The 17,569-nt window shown below is 47.5% G+C and carries 18 protein-coding genes and 1 pseudogene; 10 read left to right on the forward strand and 9 right to left on the reverse strand.

Annotated elements, in window-relative coordinates:
• Positions 1-455 precede the first annotated feature (455 nt).
• Both rlmD and ACQE26_RS00310 read right to left on the reverse strand, forming a co-directional pair.
• On the reverse strand, positions 456-1,856 hold the full coding sequence (gene rlmD / locus ACQE26_RS00305; protein ID WP_060963320.1) for a 23S rRNA (uracil(1939)-C(5))-methyltransferase RlmD: 1,401 nt from the start codon (positions 1,854-1,856) through the stop codon (positions 456-458).
• A gap of 144 nt (positions 1,857-2,000) precedes the next feature.
• Positions 2,001-2,864, reverse strand: a complete 864-nt coding sequence (locus ACQE26_RS00310) for a DNA-3-methyladenine glycosylase family protein (RefSeq protein WP_500470350.1) — start codon at positions 2,862-2,864, stop codon at positions 2,001-2,003.
• Positions 2,865-2,970: 106 nt separating this feature from the next.
• Between ACQE26_RS00310 and corA the strand changes: the two genes are divergently transcribed.
• The 3 genes from corA (at position 2,971) to ACQE26_RS00325 (ending at position 5,552) form a co-directional block, all read left to right on the forward strand.
• Positions 2,971-3,930 carry a magnesium/cobalt transporter CorA gene (gene corA, locus ACQE26_RS00315; protein ID WP_016936755.1) on the forward strand — a complete coding sequence of 320 codons (960 nt, stop codon included), beginning with the start codon at positions 2,971-2,973 and terminating at the stop codon, positions 3,928-3,930.
• Positions 3,931-3,993: 63 nt separating this feature from the next.
• Positions 3,994-4,641, forward strand: a complete 648-nt coding sequence (locus ACQE26_RS00320) for a hypothetical protein (protein WP_500470351.1) — start codon at positions 3,994-3,996, stop codon at positions 4,639-4,641.
• A gap of 50 nt (positions 4,642-4,691) precedes the next feature.
• Entirely contained in the window at positions 4,692-5,552 is an 861-nt protein-coding gene (locus ACQE26_RS00325) for an NAD(P)-dependent oxidoreductase (protein WP_500470352.1), read from the forward strand.
• 34 nt (positions 5,553-5,586) lie between these two features.
• On the opposite strand, the gene pdaA is transcribed toward ACQE26_RS00325, so the two are convergent.
• Both pdaA and ACQE26_RS00335 read right to left on the reverse strand, forming a co-directional pair.
• The gene (pdaA, locus tag ACQE26_RS00330) at positions 5,587-6,378 is read right to left on the reverse strand and encodes a delta-lactam-biosynthetic de-N-acetylase (RefSeq protein WP_500470353.1); all 792 of its coding nucleotides are present in this window, start codon (positions 6,376-6,378) and stop codon (positions 5,587-5,589) included.
• Positions 6,379-6,479: 101 nt separating this feature from the next.
• Entirely contained in the window at positions 6,480-6,665 is a 186-nt protein-coding gene (locus ACQE26_RS00335; RefSeq protein ID WP_003155558.1) for an SE1561 family protein, read from the reverse strand.
• 145 nt (positions 6,666-6,810) lie between these two features.
• Between ACQE26_RS00335 and yfkAB the strand changes: the two genes are divergently transcribed.
• Together yfkAB and ACQE26_RS00345 are read left to right on the forward strand one after the other, a co-directional pair.
• Entirely contained in the window at positions 6,811-7,932 is a 1,122-nt protein-coding gene (gene yfkAB / locus ACQE26_RS00340; RefSeq protein WP_500470354.1) for a radical SAM/CxCxxxxC motif protein YfkAB, read from the forward strand.
• Positions 7,933-7,938: 6 nt separating this feature from the next.
• The gene (locus tag ACQE26_RS00345) at positions 7,939-8,772 is read left to right on the forward strand and encodes a mechanosensitive ion channel family protein (protein WP_438421430.1); all 834 of its coding nucleotides are present in this window, start codon (positions 7,939-7,941) and stop codon (positions 8,770-8,772) included.
• A 28-nt stretch (positions 8,773-8,800) separates the two neighbouring features.
• Here ACQE26_RS00345 and ACQE26_RS00350 read toward each other — a convergent pair whose 3' ends face one another.
• The gene (locus ACQE26_RS00350) at positions 8,801-9,595 is read right to left on the reverse strand and encodes a YfkD famly protein (protein ID WP_095242108.1); all 795 of its coding nucleotides are present in this window, start codon (positions 9,593-9,595) and stop codon (positions 8,801-8,803) included.
• A gap of 70 nt (positions 9,596-9,665) precedes the next feature.
• On the reverse strand, positions 9,666-10,721 hold the full coding sequence (gene cax, locus ACQE26_RS00355; protein ID WP_500470355.1) for a calcium/proton exchanger: 1,056 nt from the start codon (positions 10,719-10,721) through the stop codon (positions 9,666-9,668).
• Positions 10,722-10,881: 160 nt separating this feature from the next.
• On the opposite strand from cax, the gene ACQE26_RS00360 reads away from it, so the two are divergent.
• Positions 10,882-12,060: an MFS transporter gene (locus ACQE26_RS00360; protein ID WP_500470356.1), complete on the forward strand. Its 1,179-nt coding sequence runs from the start codon at positions 10,882-10,884 to the stop codon at positions 12,058-12,060.
• A 185-nt stretch (positions 12,061-12,245) separates the two neighbouring features.
• On the opposite strand, the gene ACQE26_RS00365 is transcribed toward ACQE26_RS00360, so the two are convergent.
• The 3 genes from ACQE26_RS00365 to ACQE26_RS00375 are packed head-to-tail and all read right to left on the reverse strand — an operon-like array spanning position 12,246 to position 13,910.
• A complete protein-coding gene (locus ACQE26_RS00365) occupies positions 12,246-13,085 on the reverse strand; it encodes a YihY family inner membrane protein (RefSeq protein WP_438421426.1) in 840 nt (279 codons plus the stop codon).
• Between the two features lie 11 nt (positions 13,086-13,096).
• Positions 13,097-13,423 (reverse strand): hypothetical protein, encoded by a 327-nt coding sequence (locus ACQE26_RS00370; protein ID WP_500470357.1) that lies wholly within the window; start codon positions 13,421-13,423, stop codon positions 13,097-13,099.
• Positions 13,424-13,436: 13 nt separating this feature from the next.
• Positions 13,437-13,910, reverse strand: a complete 474-nt coding sequence (locus ACQE26_RS00375; protein ID WP_016936767.1) for a low molecular weight protein-tyrosine-phosphatase — start codon at positions 13,908-13,910, stop codon at positions 13,437-13,439.
• Between the two features lie 155 nt (positions 13,911-14,065).
• Between ACQE26_RS00375 and ACQE26_RS00380 the strand changes: the two genes are divergently transcribed.
• From ACQE26_RS00380 to ACQE26_RS00395, 4 genes and pseudogenes are all read left to right on the forward strand, one after another.
• Positions 14,066-14,281, forward strand: a complete 216-nt coding sequence (locus ACQE26_RS00380) for a DUF1128 domain-containing protein (RefSeq protein ID WP_003155571.1) — start codon at positions 14,066-14,068, stop codon at positions 14,279-14,281.
• A 314-nt stretch (positions 14,282-14,595) separates the two neighbouring features.
• Positions 14,596-15,790: pseudogene (locus ACQE26_RS00385) on the forward strand (MFS transporter).
• Between the two features lie 27 nt (positions 15,791-15,817).
• Positions 15,818-16,579 (forward strand): type I 3-dehydroquinate dehydratase, encoded by a 762-nt coding sequence (gene aroD / locus ACQE26_RS00390; protein ID WP_500470358.1) that lies wholly within the window; start codon positions 15,818-15,820, stop codon positions 16,577-16,579.
• Positions 16,580-16,643: 64 nt separating this feature from the next.
• A complete protein-coding gene (locus ACQE26_RS00395) occupies positions 16,644-17,528 on the forward strand; it encodes a shikimate dehydrogenase (RefSeq protein WP_438421421.1) in 885 nt (294 codons plus the stop codon).
• Positions 17,529-17,569 lie beyond the last annotated feature (41 nt).

The raw sequence follows: 17,569 nt of genomic DNA on the forward strand, positions 1-17,569 counted from the left end.
GCAGCAGATGTGCCAACTTCTTTTCTCACTACCTTCATAAGTCTGTATGTGAACTGCTTTCATTCCAACCTTCAATGATTATCATCGAACGATAAGTGTTAGAGTTTTAACTGTTATAAAATTCTTTTTTGAAACGATCAATTTTTATTATTGGCTGCCGATATAACGGATTTGAGAACTAGAGTTATGCCGGCACTTTCGGAGTAGTAAAATCTCTTCCCTCTTACGATGTACTTTTCCTAAATCAGACCCTTCCAACCCACATTCCACCGTTCGAGTTGTAATAGACTTTTCCTGCATACTTTTCTGCTCGACATTAGCTGTTTTCATTCGCTTATCTCACGTTTTTTCAACTCTTTTCGTCAGTTAAAATAAGTATCCGCACATGAAAAAGATCCGGAAATCGGCAATGTTCATTCTGCCGAAATCCAGATCTGATGAGAAATTGTTTAATTTTAGTGAGACGATTTCAACACAAGCTTCGCTACAGCTTCCACATGAGCCGTCTGCGGAAACATATCCACAGGCTGAATATATTCGACGCGATAGTCTTTCGACAGCGCCTGCAAGTCTTTGGCCAGTGTGGAAGGATTGCAGGAAACGTAGACGAAGCGTTTCGGTTTTACTTTTTTGATGGTGTCTAAAAATGTTCTGTCACAGCCGGTTCTCGGCGGGTCGACGATGACCACGTCAGGGCGGAAACCTTCTTTCGTCCATTTCGGGAGCCAGTGTTCGGCTGTTCCTGTGACATATGCCGCGTTTTTGATGCCGTGTTTTTTAGCGTTCTTCTTCGCATCATCAATTGATTCTTTAATGACGTCCATGCCGCGGATCTCTTTTGCGCCGCTTGAGACCCACATGCCGATCGTACCGACGCCGCAATATGCGTCAACGACTTTCTCTGTTCCGGTCAGCTGCGCCGCTTTTTTCACTTCGTCATACAGCTTGACCGTCTGCTCAGGGTTGAGCTGGAAGAAAGCGCGGGCGCTCAGTTCAAATGACACGTCGCCGAGCACCTCTTGAATGGCATGGCTTCCGGCCAGCGCTTTTGTTTTGTCACCGAAAATGACAGATGTGCGCGCGCCGTTGATGTTTTGAATAATCGATTTCACTTCCGGCAGACGATTTTGAATGGCTTTGACGATTTCGTCTTTATTCGGCAGTGTCTCCTTCGCAGTGACAAGCACAACCTGCACTTCGCCTGTTTCAAAACCGACTCTCGTCACGATGGTGCGGACATCGCCTTTTTTGGTCCGTTCGTTATAAACAGATACGTTGTGTTTTTCCAAAATGCGGCGGACGATACCCGTTGTTTTGTTTGTCGCCGGATGCTGGACAATGCATTCCTTGATCGGAACAATTTTATGGGAGTCAAGTCCGTATAAGCCGGCAATGATGCTGCCGCTTTGCGAGCGTCCGACTTGGAACTGGCTTTTGTTCCGGTAATTCCACGGGTTGTCCATTCCGATCGTTTCTTTAATGTTCATTTCTTCGGCATTGAATCTCGTATGACGTTCCAAAGACTGAATGACGATATCGCGTTTTTCGCGAAGCTGCTGGGTGTATGCCAGATGCTGAAGCTGACAGCCGCCGCATTGGTCATAGACCGGACATGGCGGTGTGACGCGGTGTTCAGACGGCTTGCGGATTTTTTTGACGCGTGCTTCTGAAAATTTCGGCTGCACATTTGTCGCTTCAGCAACGACTTCTTCGCCGGGCAGAGCGCCGGGAACAAAGACAACCTTTTTCTTAAAATAACCGACGCCCTCTCCATTAATGCCGAGGCGTTTGATGGTCAGCGGAAATGTCTGTCCGATTTTCAATTCGGCAGGCGCCTTTTTTTGATGTTGATTCACGTTTTTTTCTCTCCGTTTCTATATAAAGCCTTCCTCATGGGAAAACGGCTGATTTGAAATACCGCATCTTTTCAGTATAACATGCAGCCGGCGGTTCCTTCATGTTTTTCATTGGAAGTTTCCAAAAAATGATCAAAGCGGTTTTCATTCAATACTTCTCCACAAATATAAGGACGCATAGCTTAAATACGGCGCCCATTCGCTGCTTACCTGGAGCATCATGTCTTTTGACGGTTTATCCTCAAGGGCGAAGCGGTGTTTGACGGCGTTTTGCAGGCCGATGTCCGCCAAAGGAAACAGATTCGGGCGGCCGAGGCCGAACATGAGGACGTTTTGGACGGTCCACGGCCCGATGCCTCTGATGGTGATCAGCTTTTTCATAATGTCTTCATCCGATAGATGGGACAGTTCCGCCAGATTGAGCGCCCCATCTGCAATCATCCGTGAAATGTCAATCGCATATTCCGCTTTTCTCATACTGAACTGGAGCTCCCTCAAGTCCTGATAATCAAGCGCCGCAATCGTTTTTGGTTCGGGATAGCACCAGACGCCGTCTTTTTGTTCACCGAAGGCATGGACGAACCGTTCCGTTAACGTAAAAGCGAAGGACAGGTTGAGCTGCTGGTGGATGATGCATTTCATGAGACAGTTGTAGACGTCATATTCTAAGACGAGCGGGGTTCCCGCATGCTCCTCAAAAAGCGCCGACAGATTTGTTTTTGAGAAATGATCAAGCACCGGCTGAAGCGGCTGCTCCCACTGAAAAATGTGTTTGATCCGTTCAATCATCTCCTCGCGGTCACTTTCTCCGCTGACGAGAAAAACCGGGTCTGCGGCGGTGCCTTCCGCTTGAACCGTGATGACGGACAGTTTGCCGTCCCGTGTTCTGAGCGGCACTTTGATTGATCTTGCTTTAAGATCGACCGCATTCAGCGGATCGAGTGACAGCCTTTCAAGCACTTTATCAAAATGATACGGCGGTGTGACCGAAACCGTTTCCTCCCACATATGCTCCACCCCTTTTTGTCCAAGTATATCATGAAGCGGCCCGGCGGCAATTCGTATACTTTTCTTCATAACGCCGCATGATATAATGGCAGGCGGAGGGTTGTTTATGATACATATAACCGCAATCACAACACATAATGAGATATTAGATAATATCCCCCTATCACGTACAGAACAACCGGACATCGCATGGTACTGGGTTGATTTTTTCGGCGCCGAGAATGATGAAACCGAGCTGCTGCGGGATTATTTTCATTTTCATCCGCTTGCGATCGAGGATTGCTTTCAGCACATGCAGCGGCCGAAAATCGACCACTATGACGGCTACCGTTTTTATGTGCTCCACGCTTTAAACCCGGACACACTGGAAATGGAAGAGGTGGACATCTTTCAGTCCGACCGTTTCATCGTCAGCTTCCATTTGCACGAATCGCCCGGCGTCTCAAGGGTGAGAGAACGGTTTTTCGCTTCTCCGGGGTTAGCTAAAAAAGGGCCCGGACATATCACTTATATGATTATGGATCAGCTTGTCGATGAATATTTCCCTGTGCTGTACAAAATTGAAGACCGGCTGAATGAAATTGAAGACAGCAGAACACATAAATCTTACGGCACTTTAATGAATGAAGTGTTTGAATTGCGGACTGATCTTTTGAACCTGAGACGGACGATCATTCCGATGCGCGATTTAATGTACCGGATTTTGAGCCTTGACCATGTAAAAGAAAGCCGTGAAACGAAGGCGTATTTCAGCGATATTTATGACCACCTGTTAAAACTGGCTGAGCTGATCGAGTCAAACCGTGATATGACGTCAGATCTGCGGGACAGCTACGTGACGCTGAATTCAAACCGGATGAACGCCATTATGATGACGTTAACCATCGTCTCGACCATCTTTATACCGCTGACGTTCATCGCGGGGGTGTACGGTATGAATTTTGATAACATGCCTGAGCTTCACTGGAAATACGGATATTTTATCGTTTTGGGCGTTATGGCCGTTCTTGTGGCCGCCATGCTGTTTTGGTTCGCCCGCAAAGGCTGGTTTAATATTTTCAAGTAAGAACGGCTGCCGGCTGTTCTTTTTTTTGAGAAAACATGATATGTTGGAAAAAAACGTAAAGAGGTGTGCGCCGTTATCATGCTTTCTCACAAAACCATTTCTTCTGTCCTCCTGCTTTTTTGTGTCATCTCCATTGCCCCGCTGTATAACGGCTGTACGATGTCTGATTACATCTTTGAATCGCTCGGCTTTTCTCCCTGGTCTGAAGACGGAGCCCATATCTCCGTCATTCCCGGGGTCGTCCTTTACTTTGCGGCGTTAATCTGGTGTGCCGCCGCGTTCAGACGGACGCTTCCCGCGGCGGGGCTGTTTTGGATCTTTCTCAGTATGGGGGCCGCTTCCGGTATCAGCCCCTTCACCGAATATGCCGCTTTTTCCTTAAAACAATTCGCACCCGAAAAAGACGCTGTCGAATATTTGAAGCACCGCAGTGAATGCAGCCATTTCATTGAGGGAAAAAGAGCGAGCATGAGCTGTACGCTTTATGTCAATCACTACGGAAAAGGGGAACAAGCCATTTCTGTCACACCGGATTTATCTGAGGACATAAAAGGCGTCACATTCAAATCAAAAACGTTCACAGTAAAGCCCCGTTCAAAAACAATCATCAAGACGCGGTTTACCGGGTTTTATAAAGGAAAAGCCGCTTCAGACTCCGGATGGTCTTCAGAACCTGAATTAAAAGTGGCAAGCCTGAACACAGCAGAATAAACACGTTGCCTATATAATGATGGAAAACACGTAATTGGAGGGATTGTTAAATGAAGATCGCCATCGTCGGACTCGGCAATATGGGACGCCCCATCGCCGACAATATCATGAAAGCCGGATACAGTCTGACTGTATATAACCGGACGAAGGGAAAAGCGGCTGATCTGCTGGAAAAAGGGGCTGAATATGCCGAAACGCCCCGCCAGGCAGCTGAACATGCGGACATTGTACTTTCAATGCTGTCAGACGATGAAGCCGTAACAGGCGTGACGTTCGGAGCTGACGGCATTATTGCCGGGTTATCTGAAAACGGCATTCATATTTCAATGAGCACCATCAGTACGGCACTGTCAGAACAGCTTTCCGCTGCACATTCGGGCAGAGGCCAATCCTTTATTGCCGCTCTCGTCCTCGGCCGGCCCGATGCCGCTGAGAAGGCCGAGCTCCGCATCATCACAGCCGGACCGGCAGAAGCGAAGAAAAAGGCCGAGCCTTTGCTAAAAAGCCTGAGCCAGCAGATATTTGACGTCGGTGAAGAAACAAAGACCGCAAATGCCGCGAAAATCAGCATCAATTTCTTGCTCGTTTCTATGCTGGAGGCGCTATCTGAATCATTCTTAATGATGGAGAAGTACGGTTTAGAACGGAAACAATTTTTAGAAATCGCCAGCGCGCTCTTTGGCTCTCCTGTCTATCAAAATTACGGTACCATTATGGCTGATGAGGCATTTGAGCCGGCCGGTTTCAAAATGTCTTTAGGGCTGAAGGATACCAATCTGGCGCTCACCGCCGCAGAACAGGTTTCGGCCAAACTCCCTCTTGCCGAGCTGGCCAAGAGCCATTTTGAAAGCGGGATCGAACAAGGATTCGGGGATCTGGATTGGGCCGCTTTGATTAAATGTCTGAAATAACAAAACACCTCTCCGTTATCAGGAGAGGTGTTTTTTACAGACGCGGCAGCTTCATTTCTTTCTCAAACATCAGATCATCAATGCTTTTAAACGTGTAGCCTTCTTTTTTCAAATCAGTAATTGCATCGTCCAGAGCTTCTGAATTGTCCTTTGAAACGGTGTGGAGAAGATAGATCGCGCCGGGATGCGCCTGTTTTATCATGTGATCATAGGCGTATTTTTTCCCTTTCTGCTCGTTAACCTTCCAATCGACAAATGCGACGGACCAGAAAACGGTTTGGTAGCCGAGGCGCTTCGTTTCTTTCAGGACATATTCGCTGAACACGCCGCGCGGCGGACGAAGATACAGATTGTCCCGCTTTCCGGTAATGTTGTAAACAGCTTCCGTGACGGAATCGAGTTCATCTTGAATCTGATCGCCCGTTTTTGTCGTCAGATCAGGATGATGAAAAGAATGATTGCCGATAATATGGCCTTCCTTTGACATCCGTTTAATCAAATCAGGCTGCTCTTTCACAAAATGGCCTGTGACAAAAAAAGTGCCTGTGACATGATGTTTCTTTAAAACATCAAGCACTTTCGGGGTATACCCATTTTCATATCCGTTATCAAACGTTAAATAAATGGTCTTTTCTTTCGTGTTGCCTAAATAAAAGGCATCGTATTTTTTGACAAGATTGTCCAGCTGTCTGCCGGCATCCGGCGGCTGATGATTGACGCTGCGTTTAAATCCCCAGTTTATCCGTTCATTCGGCACGGCCTCTGCACTCTTCATGCCTCCCGCAAGTAAAACAGCCATGCAGCAAATTGAACAAAACCATTTCATGCCCAGCACTCCTTCTGCATTTTTCCTTATTTTGCAGTAGGCTCACCTCTTTTATACAGCCGCATTATGGAAAGAGAAAAACCCCGGCGGCCTGCCGGGGTTTATTCCCAATCCTTTTTGAAGCGTTCGTATTTTGCTTCCAGATCATCAAGCATACCGATGAGCCGGTCTATATCTTCAACGTCCGTTGATTCAGGGTCTAATGAATCAATGACATTCATAAACATATCGAGTCTGTTCTTCAAGTAATCGAGCTGCTGATCTTTGCTGTTTACTGCATTCCCCATACTTCCACTCCATTCATTTTTTATAATGGTAGCGTATTTTTTGCCGTTTTTCAATGGTTCCGCTACTTGCGATCTTGGCAGATCAGGTCTAAAATTAACACTTGGCAGACGTTAGTATGCCCATTTATAAAGGAGTTAGATAGTCATGACACAAAACACAGCACTGCGTCCGATCACACCGGAGTACGATCCTTGGGAAGCGTACATGGATGTCGACCAGTATGGAGATATGAAACTGACGAACGTTGAATTTACAACGACGACCTTGTGCAATATGAGATGCGAGCACTGCGCGGTCGGGTACACGCTTCAGCCGAAAGATCCGAATGCGCTGCCGATTGACCTTTTATTAAAGCGGCTTGAAGAAATTCCGCTGTTACGCTCGATCAGCATTACAGGCGGCGAACCGATGCTTTCCCTGAAATCGGTAAAGGAATATGTCGTCCCGCTTTTGAAATATGCGCATGAACGCGGCGTGCGCACACAGATCAATTCAAACCTGACGCTTGATATCGGGCGCTACGAACGGATTATTCCTTATTTGGACGTCCTTCATATTTCCCACAACTGGGGAACGGTCGAGGACTTTGCCGACATCGGATTTGCGATGATGGAGAAGAAACCGACATTTGAACAGCGGGCGCGCTATTTTGACAAAATGATTGAAAACAGCCGCACGCTGGTCGAAGCGGGTGTAATGGTTTCAGCGGAAACGATGCTGAATAAACGCACGCTGCCGCATATTGAACATATTCACCGGCAGATTACAGAAGAAATGAAATGCCAGCGCCACGAAGTCCATCCGATGTATCCGAGTGATTTCGCCAGCGCGCTTGAATCACTCAGCCTGAAGGACATGAGACAGGCCATTCATCATCTGCTCGATATTCGCGATGAAGAAACATGGATGCTGTTCGGCACTCTCCCGTTTTACGCATGCAGCCCTGATGAAGAAGATCAGAAGCTCCTCCGCCGCCTGCGGGAAGCGAAAAACGTTACGGTGCGAAACGATCCTGACGGCCGCTCCCGCCTGAATGTCAACATCTTTGACGGAAATATCATTGTCACGGATTTCGGGGATACACTGCCGCTCGGCAATATTAAAACAGACAGCCTTCCTGAAGCGTATGACAAGTGGAGACAGACGAAGCTGAGCAAAGAGCTGAACTGCCGCTGTACAAACGTCCGGTGCCTCGGACCGAACGTCCTTGTCAAAAACAGTTATTATCAGGAGACAGATTTTTCATTACGAAAAGCCAGAGGTTAACAGAAGATGGAAACGACAATTACGGATATTTTGAAAAGCAAAGTGGTTGAGATCATCATCGTCGCTCTCGTGCTTTACGCCGGTGTCTTTCTGATCAACCGCTTTGTACAGGTGTTATTTAAACGCACAGATTTCTTGGAGGAACGGAAAGGGAAAACGATTGAGAGCCTCGTCCGCTCTATCACCCAGTATACGGCGACGATCGGATTCATCTTTTACGTCATTTCTTTATTCGTTCATGATTTCGGCAGAATTTTAGCCGGGGCGGGCGTTGCCGGTATCGTCATCGGTTTCGGCGCCCAGTCTTTAATCAAGGATATTTTGGCCGGTATCTTTTTAATATACGAACGTCAGCTGCATAAGGGCGATTACGTGACGATTAATAATCTCTTCAACGGTACAGTGGAAGAAATCGGACTCCGTTCCCTGCAGATCCGTGAGTGGACCGGCAAGCTGCTTACCATTTCAAATGGTGAGGTGAGACAGCTTCAAAACTATAACATTGATTTTATGCGGATTACCGAGTCTGTCGTGATCAGTTATAAGGAAGATCCTGAGCGGGTATATGCCGTCTTAGAAAAAGCCTGTGACATGCTCAATGATGAGCTTCGCGATTCACTGAAGCGGGATGAATTTCTCAATGCGACAGAACCGTTTCAAGTGCATGGAATCATGAGCCTGAACAAATTGACGAGAGGCATTGAATTTACCGTCAAAGGCATGGTTCAAGACAAAGAATATTTCTCGGCGAGCCTTGCGGTGAGACGCGTTCTTGCCCGGGAGCTGTACAACAACAATGTGCAATTGCTTGAGGAAATGAATTATACTCAAAAAAGCTGATTCCCAAACCGGAATCAGCTTTTTTTATTTATCTCGGCTGCGCTGTCATTTGAAAACCGAATGTGACATGATCCTGCACCGGAATCCAAGCGCCGATTCCTTGCGAGGTCACATTTTTGACGACAAGTTTCCGCTTGCTGCCTTTCAGCACCAAATACACTTCGCCGTATGTTACTTTTCCTTTTTCATTAACGGCCGGGGCATAGGCGTGTAAATAGCCGAGCCGCTGCGGAGAAATTTTATAAATCTGATCGCGTTTTGTGCCGGCGCCGATGACCGTTTCAAACGCGAGCGGCAGTTTTGTTTTCTTCATCGCTTTTTGCATCATCATGCTTTTCACGTCTTCTGCGTTCGGCACTTTCGCTGTGAGCCCGCCTTTGATTTTGTATTGCTGTTCTTGGGCGTATGAGATTTCCGCGGCTTGCTGCCCGCCCCGGTTATCCGCTCTGTTCGTGTTGATTTTTTTATATTCCCAGTTGGCGACCGTTTCGTTCGATTGATAGCCGAGCGCCCATTTCCCGAGAAATATTGTCGCCCGGTATCCGATGGCAAGCGGTGAACCGGAAACCGAAGATTCATTCAGCATCTTTATCAGATGCGGATTTTCGATGTTGATCTCTGATGTATCTAACAATTCCTTTGCCAGTTTGCTCGGCTGAAGCATCGGCTGGTCCTGTGAAGCATTCGGATACGTATTTTCCTTGGAAATGCTGACGACAGAGTTGGGAACCTTAAACGGTTTCTTTGCACCGGCAGACGGCGCTGCAAAAAAACTAAAGGATAACAGCAGAATCAATGTGGCATGAAACAGCTTTTTCATCATATCACTCTTTCTATAGCATTTTCCTTTAGTCTTTTCCTCCGTAATCGTTGTTATCCGCATTTTTTACAGGTTAAAGCAGGAAAAATCCGATCGCCATGATGACATAAGCGGCAAGGAGAGTAGCCCCCTCAAACCAGTTCGAATCACCGTCATTTGAAATCATCGTCATCAAAAGGACGGATGATATCATCGCGACAAGCTCAGGCAATGTGAATACCAGCGGCATATTCACCGGGAAAAAGACGGAACAGATCACGAGCACCGGAGCGACAAACATGGCGATCTGCAAAGTCGAGCCGACCGCGATTTCAACGGCGACATCCATTTTGTCTTTGTACGCCATAATGATGGCCGACGCATGCTCTGCGGCATTTCCGACGATTGCGACGATAATCACCCCGATAAACAATTCGCTCCAGCCGAACTGTTCAGCCACCGCATGAAACGTATGGACAAGATTTTCAGATATGTAGGCGACAATAATGGTTGCGATAAATAAGACGGCTGTCGCTCTTTTCCCCGACCATTCAGGCTGCTCCTCTTCTTCCTTGGCCTCCGGCTGGTTCGGCTGATAAACGCCGCGGTGGGTGACGAGCTTGAAATAAAGAGCCGCCACGTATAAAAGGATCATGATGATGCTGATGCCGACACTCAAATCAAGCTTGCTTTTTTCCCCCATATCCATGGAAAACACTTCGGGAATGACAAAAGCTACGATAATGGCAAATATCAGCAGGCCTGAATTATGCCGGGCATCATGAATATTGAATTCCTGCCGCTTGTATTTCAAACCGCCGATAAAAAACGACAATCCCGCGACAAGCAGAAGGTTGCCGAGCACCGAACCGGTCAGTGAAGCAAGCACGATGCCCGTCAGCCCTTCCTTTAAGGCAAATAGCGATATAATCAGCTCTACCGCATTTCCGAACGTGGCATTCAGCAGCCCCCCGACCCGCGGACCCGCGATAATGGCCAGAGATTCAGTCGCTCTCCCCATAAAACTTGCAAGCGCGATAATCGTCAAGCAATAAATCATAAACAAAACAGCTGACGGCCAGTGCATCAGGCTTCCGATAACTGAAAGCGGCACTCCCGCCGCAGCGGTAAAGAAAAAAATCCGATTCATATTCTGCCTGGCTCCTTTTTTCGAATGAGTCTTTTTATATCCTTCTCAAAAACTCCCTCAATTACACTTCCGGAGAAATCCCAATTGGCATTTTCAGGTTGCCGGACACGAAAAATCCGTGTACGATCAAGAAAGATACTGAAGAAGGAGAAAATACGCGATGTCACGACTGCACTTCTTTATTTTGGTTCTGCTTGTTTCCATCTCCGGTTTTTCCCAAGGCATGCTTCTGCCGGTCATTTCCGTCATTTTTGAAACGAACGGAGAATCAGCCGCTATAAACGGCCTGCACGCAACCGGCCTGTATATCGGCGTGCTTCTGGCGTCGCCGTTTATGGAGGCCCCGCTACGCAAGCTCGGATTCAAACCTCTGATGGTCATGGGCGGATTTCTTGTTATCATCAGCTTATTCAGTTTTATTTGGCTTCAATCCATCTGGTTATGGTTTTTTCTTCGGCTGCTGATCGGAATCGGGGATCATATGCTGCATTTCTCAACCCAAACATGGGTGACTTCAAAATCAACGCCCCAAAACAGAGGAAGAAACATTTCGCTGTACGGGCTGTCCTTCGGGCTTGGTTTCGCTGTCGGTCCGTTTATGGTCCCTCTCGTAAAAACAAGTCCGTCCCTTCCGTTTATCGTCTCCGGCTGTATCAGTCTCGCCGCCTGGCTGTTTGTATTTGTCTTACGTAATGAGCACCCGGCGCAAGGTCCGGATGAAACATCCGGGGACAACAGCGCAAAACGGTTTTACCGCGCCCTGCTTTTCGGCTGGGTCGCTTTTCTTCCGGCATTCGGCTACGGTTTTTTAGAAACGGCGCTGAACGGAAGCTTCCCCGTGTACGCCTTGCGCTTAGGCATATCCGTAGATGCCGTCGCATTGATATTGCCCGCTTTCGCCATCGGCAGTATTGTATTCCAGTTTCCGCTTGGTTTATTAAGCGATCGGTTCGGGAGAAAACGTGTCCTGCTCGTCATTTTACTGACGGGCGTCCTCTGCTTTTTGACGGCCGGATTGTTTCCGTCGCCTTCTGTCATCGGCGGCTGCTTTTTCATGGCAGGGATGGCGGTCGGCAGTATGTTTTCCCTCGGCATCAGCTATATGAGCGACCTGCTGCCGTCCCATCTTCTTCCGGCGGGCAATCTGCTCTGCGGGATTTCGTTCAGCCTCGGCAGCATGATCGGGCCGGTGGCGGGCGGCTGGTATATGCAGCGGTTTGAAAGCGCCAATTTGTTTTACTTTATTACGGTGATCCTGGTCTGTATTTGGCTTGCGCTCGTCTTCGGGAAAACAAAGCACAGCGCCGCTTCCGAATCCCATTCTTTTCCCGCCTCATAAAAAGCCGCCTGATTTAGGCCAGGCGGCTTTTTTCTAGTGGTATCCGTTCTGCCCGTTGGCGCTTCCGCTTGTTTTATTCTTCGGGCCGTTTTTTGAGTTTTGTTTATTATGGCTTCCGCCTTTTTTCGTATGCTTGGTCATAGCCGATTCCCCTCCGTTTTTCAGCTTGAACGTCATCCGTTCCTCTATAGCTTGCTCCCGCGGTACGGATTTTCATCAGGAAGCTTTTTACGTTTATGTAAAAGCGCGTTGATTTCTCCTCCTAAAATCAGCAGAGTTCCCGTAAGGTAAAACCAGATCATAAGGACGATAATTCCCCCGATGCTCCCGTATGTGGCGCTGTAGTTGGCAAAGGTGCCGACGTAAAATGAGAACAGCATACTGACGATAATCCAGCCGGCTGCCGCAAATACGGCTCCCGGCAGCACAAAACGGAGAGAAAGCCTTTTATTCGGCGCGAAAATGTAAAGCGCGGTAAAGACGATTAAAAGGATAAGCGGACTGATACCCCAGCGGACAACCGACCATACCTGCAAAAATAGGCCGGGGGCGCCGATGACATCTGCGGCCAGCAGTCCGATTTCTCTGCCGAATACCGGCAGAAGCAGTGCGATTAAAATCGTAACCACCATCGCGATGGTTAAAAAAATTGAGGTCAAGCGAATGATGATAAATGAGCGGTTTTCCTCGACTTCGTAGGCATGGTTAAATGCTCTGACAATTGCGTTCATACCGTTGGAAGCCGACCAGATGACGGCGATAATCCCGAATGACAAAAGTCCGCCGCTGCGTTTGTTCAGCGTTTGCTCCGTAATGGATTTCACCATAGACATTGCGCTGTCGGGCGCGTATTGATCGACTGCGCCGAGCACGTCTTCTGCCGATATGGGAAGATAGGCCGTGAGCGTCAGCATGAAAATTATTAACGGAAACAATGACAGAAGAAAAAAATACGCCAGCTCCGCCGATTTACTTTGTCCTTCATGCAGAGAAAATCTTGCAAACAGCTCCTTTATAAAACTCATGACATCCCACCTCAATGATCGTTTTTCGAAAAATGCTCCTTCGTCTCTTTTAACAGGTCAATGACCTGCGGCGTCGTCTGCTTCAGCTTGGTGATCTGCCCGTTTAAAAAACTCAGATCGTCCGATACGGTATTGGCGATGCTTTTCACTTGGTCCAGTTTTGCAGAAGCCTCCTGTTTCAAGGCTTCGGGATTAGTCCGGTAAAATGCCGCACGCCGCCTGCACGCGTCCATGTTCCGGAAACATGCCTCTCTTGTCGGCTTATGTAATAAAGAAAGTGCTCCGCCGGCGGCAGCGCCGATCAGAATCGCTTTTGCCATGATGCGTGTCTGCTTCATCGGTCAATCCCCCTTATAAATGATGGTCTTTCTTTATTGTTTCCAGCAAATGACGGCACCCGGACTCGATCAGAGCGTACACTTCGCTGAAATTCCCGGTATAATACGGATCGGGCACGTCCGCAAGATCCGATTCCGGTACATAATCAAGCAGCCTTGCGATACGCGGCGCCGCTTTTTTATAACCGGCCATGCTGCGCAGATGCCCAATATTTTCAGCATCCATCGCAATGACGTAATCAAAATCGGTCAGATCAGACTCACGGACCTGTCTCGCCGTAATGCCGCTTGTGCTGATCCCTTTCTCTTTAAGGATCTGCTCCGTTCCCTCATGCGGCGGATTTCCCGCATGCCAGGCGCCGATTCCCGCTGAATCAATGTTAATCTGCCCGTTCAGCCCGTTTTTCTTCACCATATCAGAAAATACCGCCTCTGCCATAGGTGAACGGCAAATATTTCCAAGACAGACAAACAGCACATGTATCATATCGATAACCTCCCTATTCTTTCCCCGCATTTTGAGGATCAAAAACCTTATCATCATCTTAGCAATTTTTCTGCGGCTGTGGAAATAAGCTTTTATTCTAAATGAATTCTGTTAGAATAAAGGGTACGAAAACGGTCATGAAAGGATGCATGAATTTGCCGAGCCAACAAACAGAAACGTTAAACAAAATGATTGAAGACATTTCGCAGAAGCTCAACATGCTCAATGTCGGCGTCATCAGAGCGGAAGATTTCAGTGATGAAAAAATAGAAGATCTTACATACCTTCATCAAATGGTCATGAAAAAAGCATCATTCAGCCCGAGTGAAATGCAGGCCATTGCTGAGGAACTCGCCTCTCTCAGAAAATAAACCCGTGTCAGCCCCGCCGAAAAACAGCGGGGCTTTTTTGATTTAAAAAAGTAAAAAATAAAAGTTCATCGGTTTGACACATATAAAAAGAAGGGGTATAGTAACTGCGAACTTTGGCAGAACGAAATATGCGGTCTTCTAATTTATTTTTTAGTATAACGATATACTTACTGTCTTATCAACGTTAATCAAGTATACCTGCAGCCGTTTTATCAAACCAGTTTTTTAAAGAAAGGCAGTGGTTCAATAAAGGGGAATGGTTCTGTGCGTTCATCAATAATTTAACTTTAATAACCGCATTAGGGGATGTCATCATGAAAAACATATACACCAAAATGGCAGCGGGTCTTTATATCAACTATTTCCTGCTGGGCATGATCATTATTATGATCGCATCGAATATGGAAGCATTATCAAAACAGCTTCATACATCAGCAGCCGGAGTCAGCTATTTGGTCTCCGCCATCGGCATCGGGAAGCTGATCTCGCTTCTGTTTGCCGGAAAGCTCTCAGATACATTCGGGAGACGGCCGTTTATCGTGGCGGGCGCATTTCTGTATCTGATTTTCTTAATCGGAATTCCGCTTTCGACAAACTATACGGAAGCGTTTATCTTCGCTATTTTCGCAGGGATCGCCAATTCATTTTTGGATTCCGGCACATATCCGGCGCTTATTGAAGGATTTCCGAAAAACGCAAGCTCTGCAGCCGTGTTAATCAAAGCGTTTGTATCCATCGGCGCGACGGTGCTTCCGTTTTTTATCGCATTTATGGCGGACAGGCATTTGTTTTACGGGTGGACGTTTTTCGTGCCCGGCATCATTTTCTTCCTGAACGGCTTTTTCCTGTTGAAAGTTCCGTTCCCGAATCATAAGCAAAAAGAAGACTGCGGCCGGGCGGATGCCTCTCCGTCTGATGACACGTTCAGATCACAGCCGTCGATATGGCGCGAAGGCCTTGCGATTATTTTGTTAGGCTTTTCATAAACAGCGCTGTTTATGCTCGTTCAAGTATGGCTTCCTAAGTTCGGTCAATCCGTTTTGGGCATGCCCGAAGTGCAAGCCGTCAAATTGTTGAGCTATTACAGCATCGGGGCGCTTGTGTCCGTGTTATTGCTGGCTGTGCTGTTAAACAGAGTGATTCAGCCGATTACGGTAATGGTGCTGTACCCGGTGATCGCGGCAATCGCGCTGCTAGCTCTGATTTTCATTCAGCAGCCGGCCGTATCGGTCATCAGTTCCTTCGTCATCGGACTTTCAACTGCGGGCATTCTGCAATTGGCGATGACGGTTATGGCTGTTTTATTCCCTAAAAATAAAGGAACCATCACATCTTTTGTTAATATAGCATCAAGCTTATCTTTTATTGTCATTCCGCTTATTACGGGAGCGATATCCAAAACGGCCGGCCTGACCCCTGTTTTTCTGCTTGATATCGGAATTGCGGCTGTCAGCGCCCTCCTCGCATTGTTTATCGGTATCCGTTTATAAGCAGGTGATGAAAGCCTGACTATTTTTTAAAGGGAGAGAACCTATCATGCAATCTATTACAATCAGAAACACGGTCATCGGCGAAGGACTTCCGAAGATCATTGTGCCGCTGATGGCAGGCGGAGAGAAAGAGCTCCTTGAAGAAATTGAAGCCGTCAACAGGCTTAACCCGGATATCATTGAGTGGCGGGCGGATGTATATGAACACGTTGAAAGCCCGGACGCCGTAAAAGGCATGCTTGAAAAGGTGCGGAAAGCCGCAGGCGCAACACCGCTGCTTTTTACATTCAGAACCCATAAAGAAGGCGGAAATAAAGTTATTGACGTCCGCCTTTACATTGAATTGCTTAAAACCGTAATCGAAACAAGACACATTGAACTTGTAGACGTTGAATTGTTTACGGGAGAAGCGGAAGTCAAATCAATTGTGAAAACTGCTGAAGACAACGGCGTATATGTCGTCATGTCCAATCATGATTTTCATCAGACACCGAAAAAAGAAGAAATCATCTCCCGGCTGCGGAAAATGCAGGCGTACGGCGCGCACATCCCGAAAATCGCGGTGATGCCGCAAAACACTGAAGATGTTTTCGTCTTATTGGATGCCACACATACGATGAAAACACAATACGCAGACCGGCCGATCATCACGATGTCAATGGCGGGAACGGGCCTGATCAGCCGGCTGGCCGGGGAAGTCTTCGGCTCGGCGTGTACGTTCGGCGCGGGCAAAGAAGCATCTGCGCCCGGACAGATTCCCGTTGCTGAATTGCGAAGTGTACTCAGCATTTTAAATAAAAATATGTAACCAGCGTTTTTCTTCCCTCAAGCGGGATGAAAAACAGATGAATGGACTAACGGAGGAATACATCATGAAGAAAGATTTAGGACGGATTAACGGAAAAACGCAGCTTATCGGATTATTCGCGACACCGATCGGACACTCTTTATCTCCGGCGATGCACAACCTGGCGTTTAAAAAATTAGGGCTGAACTACGCTTACCTCGCATTTGAAGTAGGTCATGAACAGCTTGAAGATGTGGTGACGGGAATGCGCGCCTTAAACGTCAGAGGCTTCAATGTCTCGATGCCGAACAAGATGAACATTCTCCCTTACCTCGATGAACTCGCAGATTCAGCGAAATTCACCGGTGCGGTGAATACAGTGGTGAATGAGAACGGAAAATTGATCGGACACTCCACTGACGGTATGGGATACGTCCGCAACCTAAAAGAACACGGCATCGACATCACAGGCAAAAAAATGACGCTGGTCGGTTCCGGCGGAGCCGCCACTCCGATTGCGATTCAATCCGCATTGGAAGGCCTCGGCGAAATCTCAATTTTCGCCCGCAATGACGCGTTTTTCGAAAAGGCGGAAGAGAATGTCCGCATCATCAATGAAGAAATGAAGGGCTCTTCTTGTAAAGCGAATCTTTTCCCGCTCGAAGATCAAGATGCGCTGCGTGCTGAAATCGCTTCAAGCGATATTTTTACAAACGGAACGGGTGTCGGCATGAAACCGCTTGAAGGCTTGAGTGTTATTGAAGACACATCCATGCTCCGTCCGGATTTGATTGTGACAGACGTCGTTTACACCCCCGTTACGTCGAAATTGCTTGAACAGGCTCAAGCGGCCGGCTGCAAAACCATTAACGGCCTCGGCATGATGCTTTGGCAGGGCGCCAAGGCGTTTGAATATTGGACAGGCCGTGAAATGCCGGTTCAGTATATTAAAGAGCAGATGTTTGAATAATCTATTGTGATAGAAAGCGCCGAAGGACAATCCGTCTTCCG

The organism is Bacillus sp. 5RYD7K, from assembly GCF_059831465.1.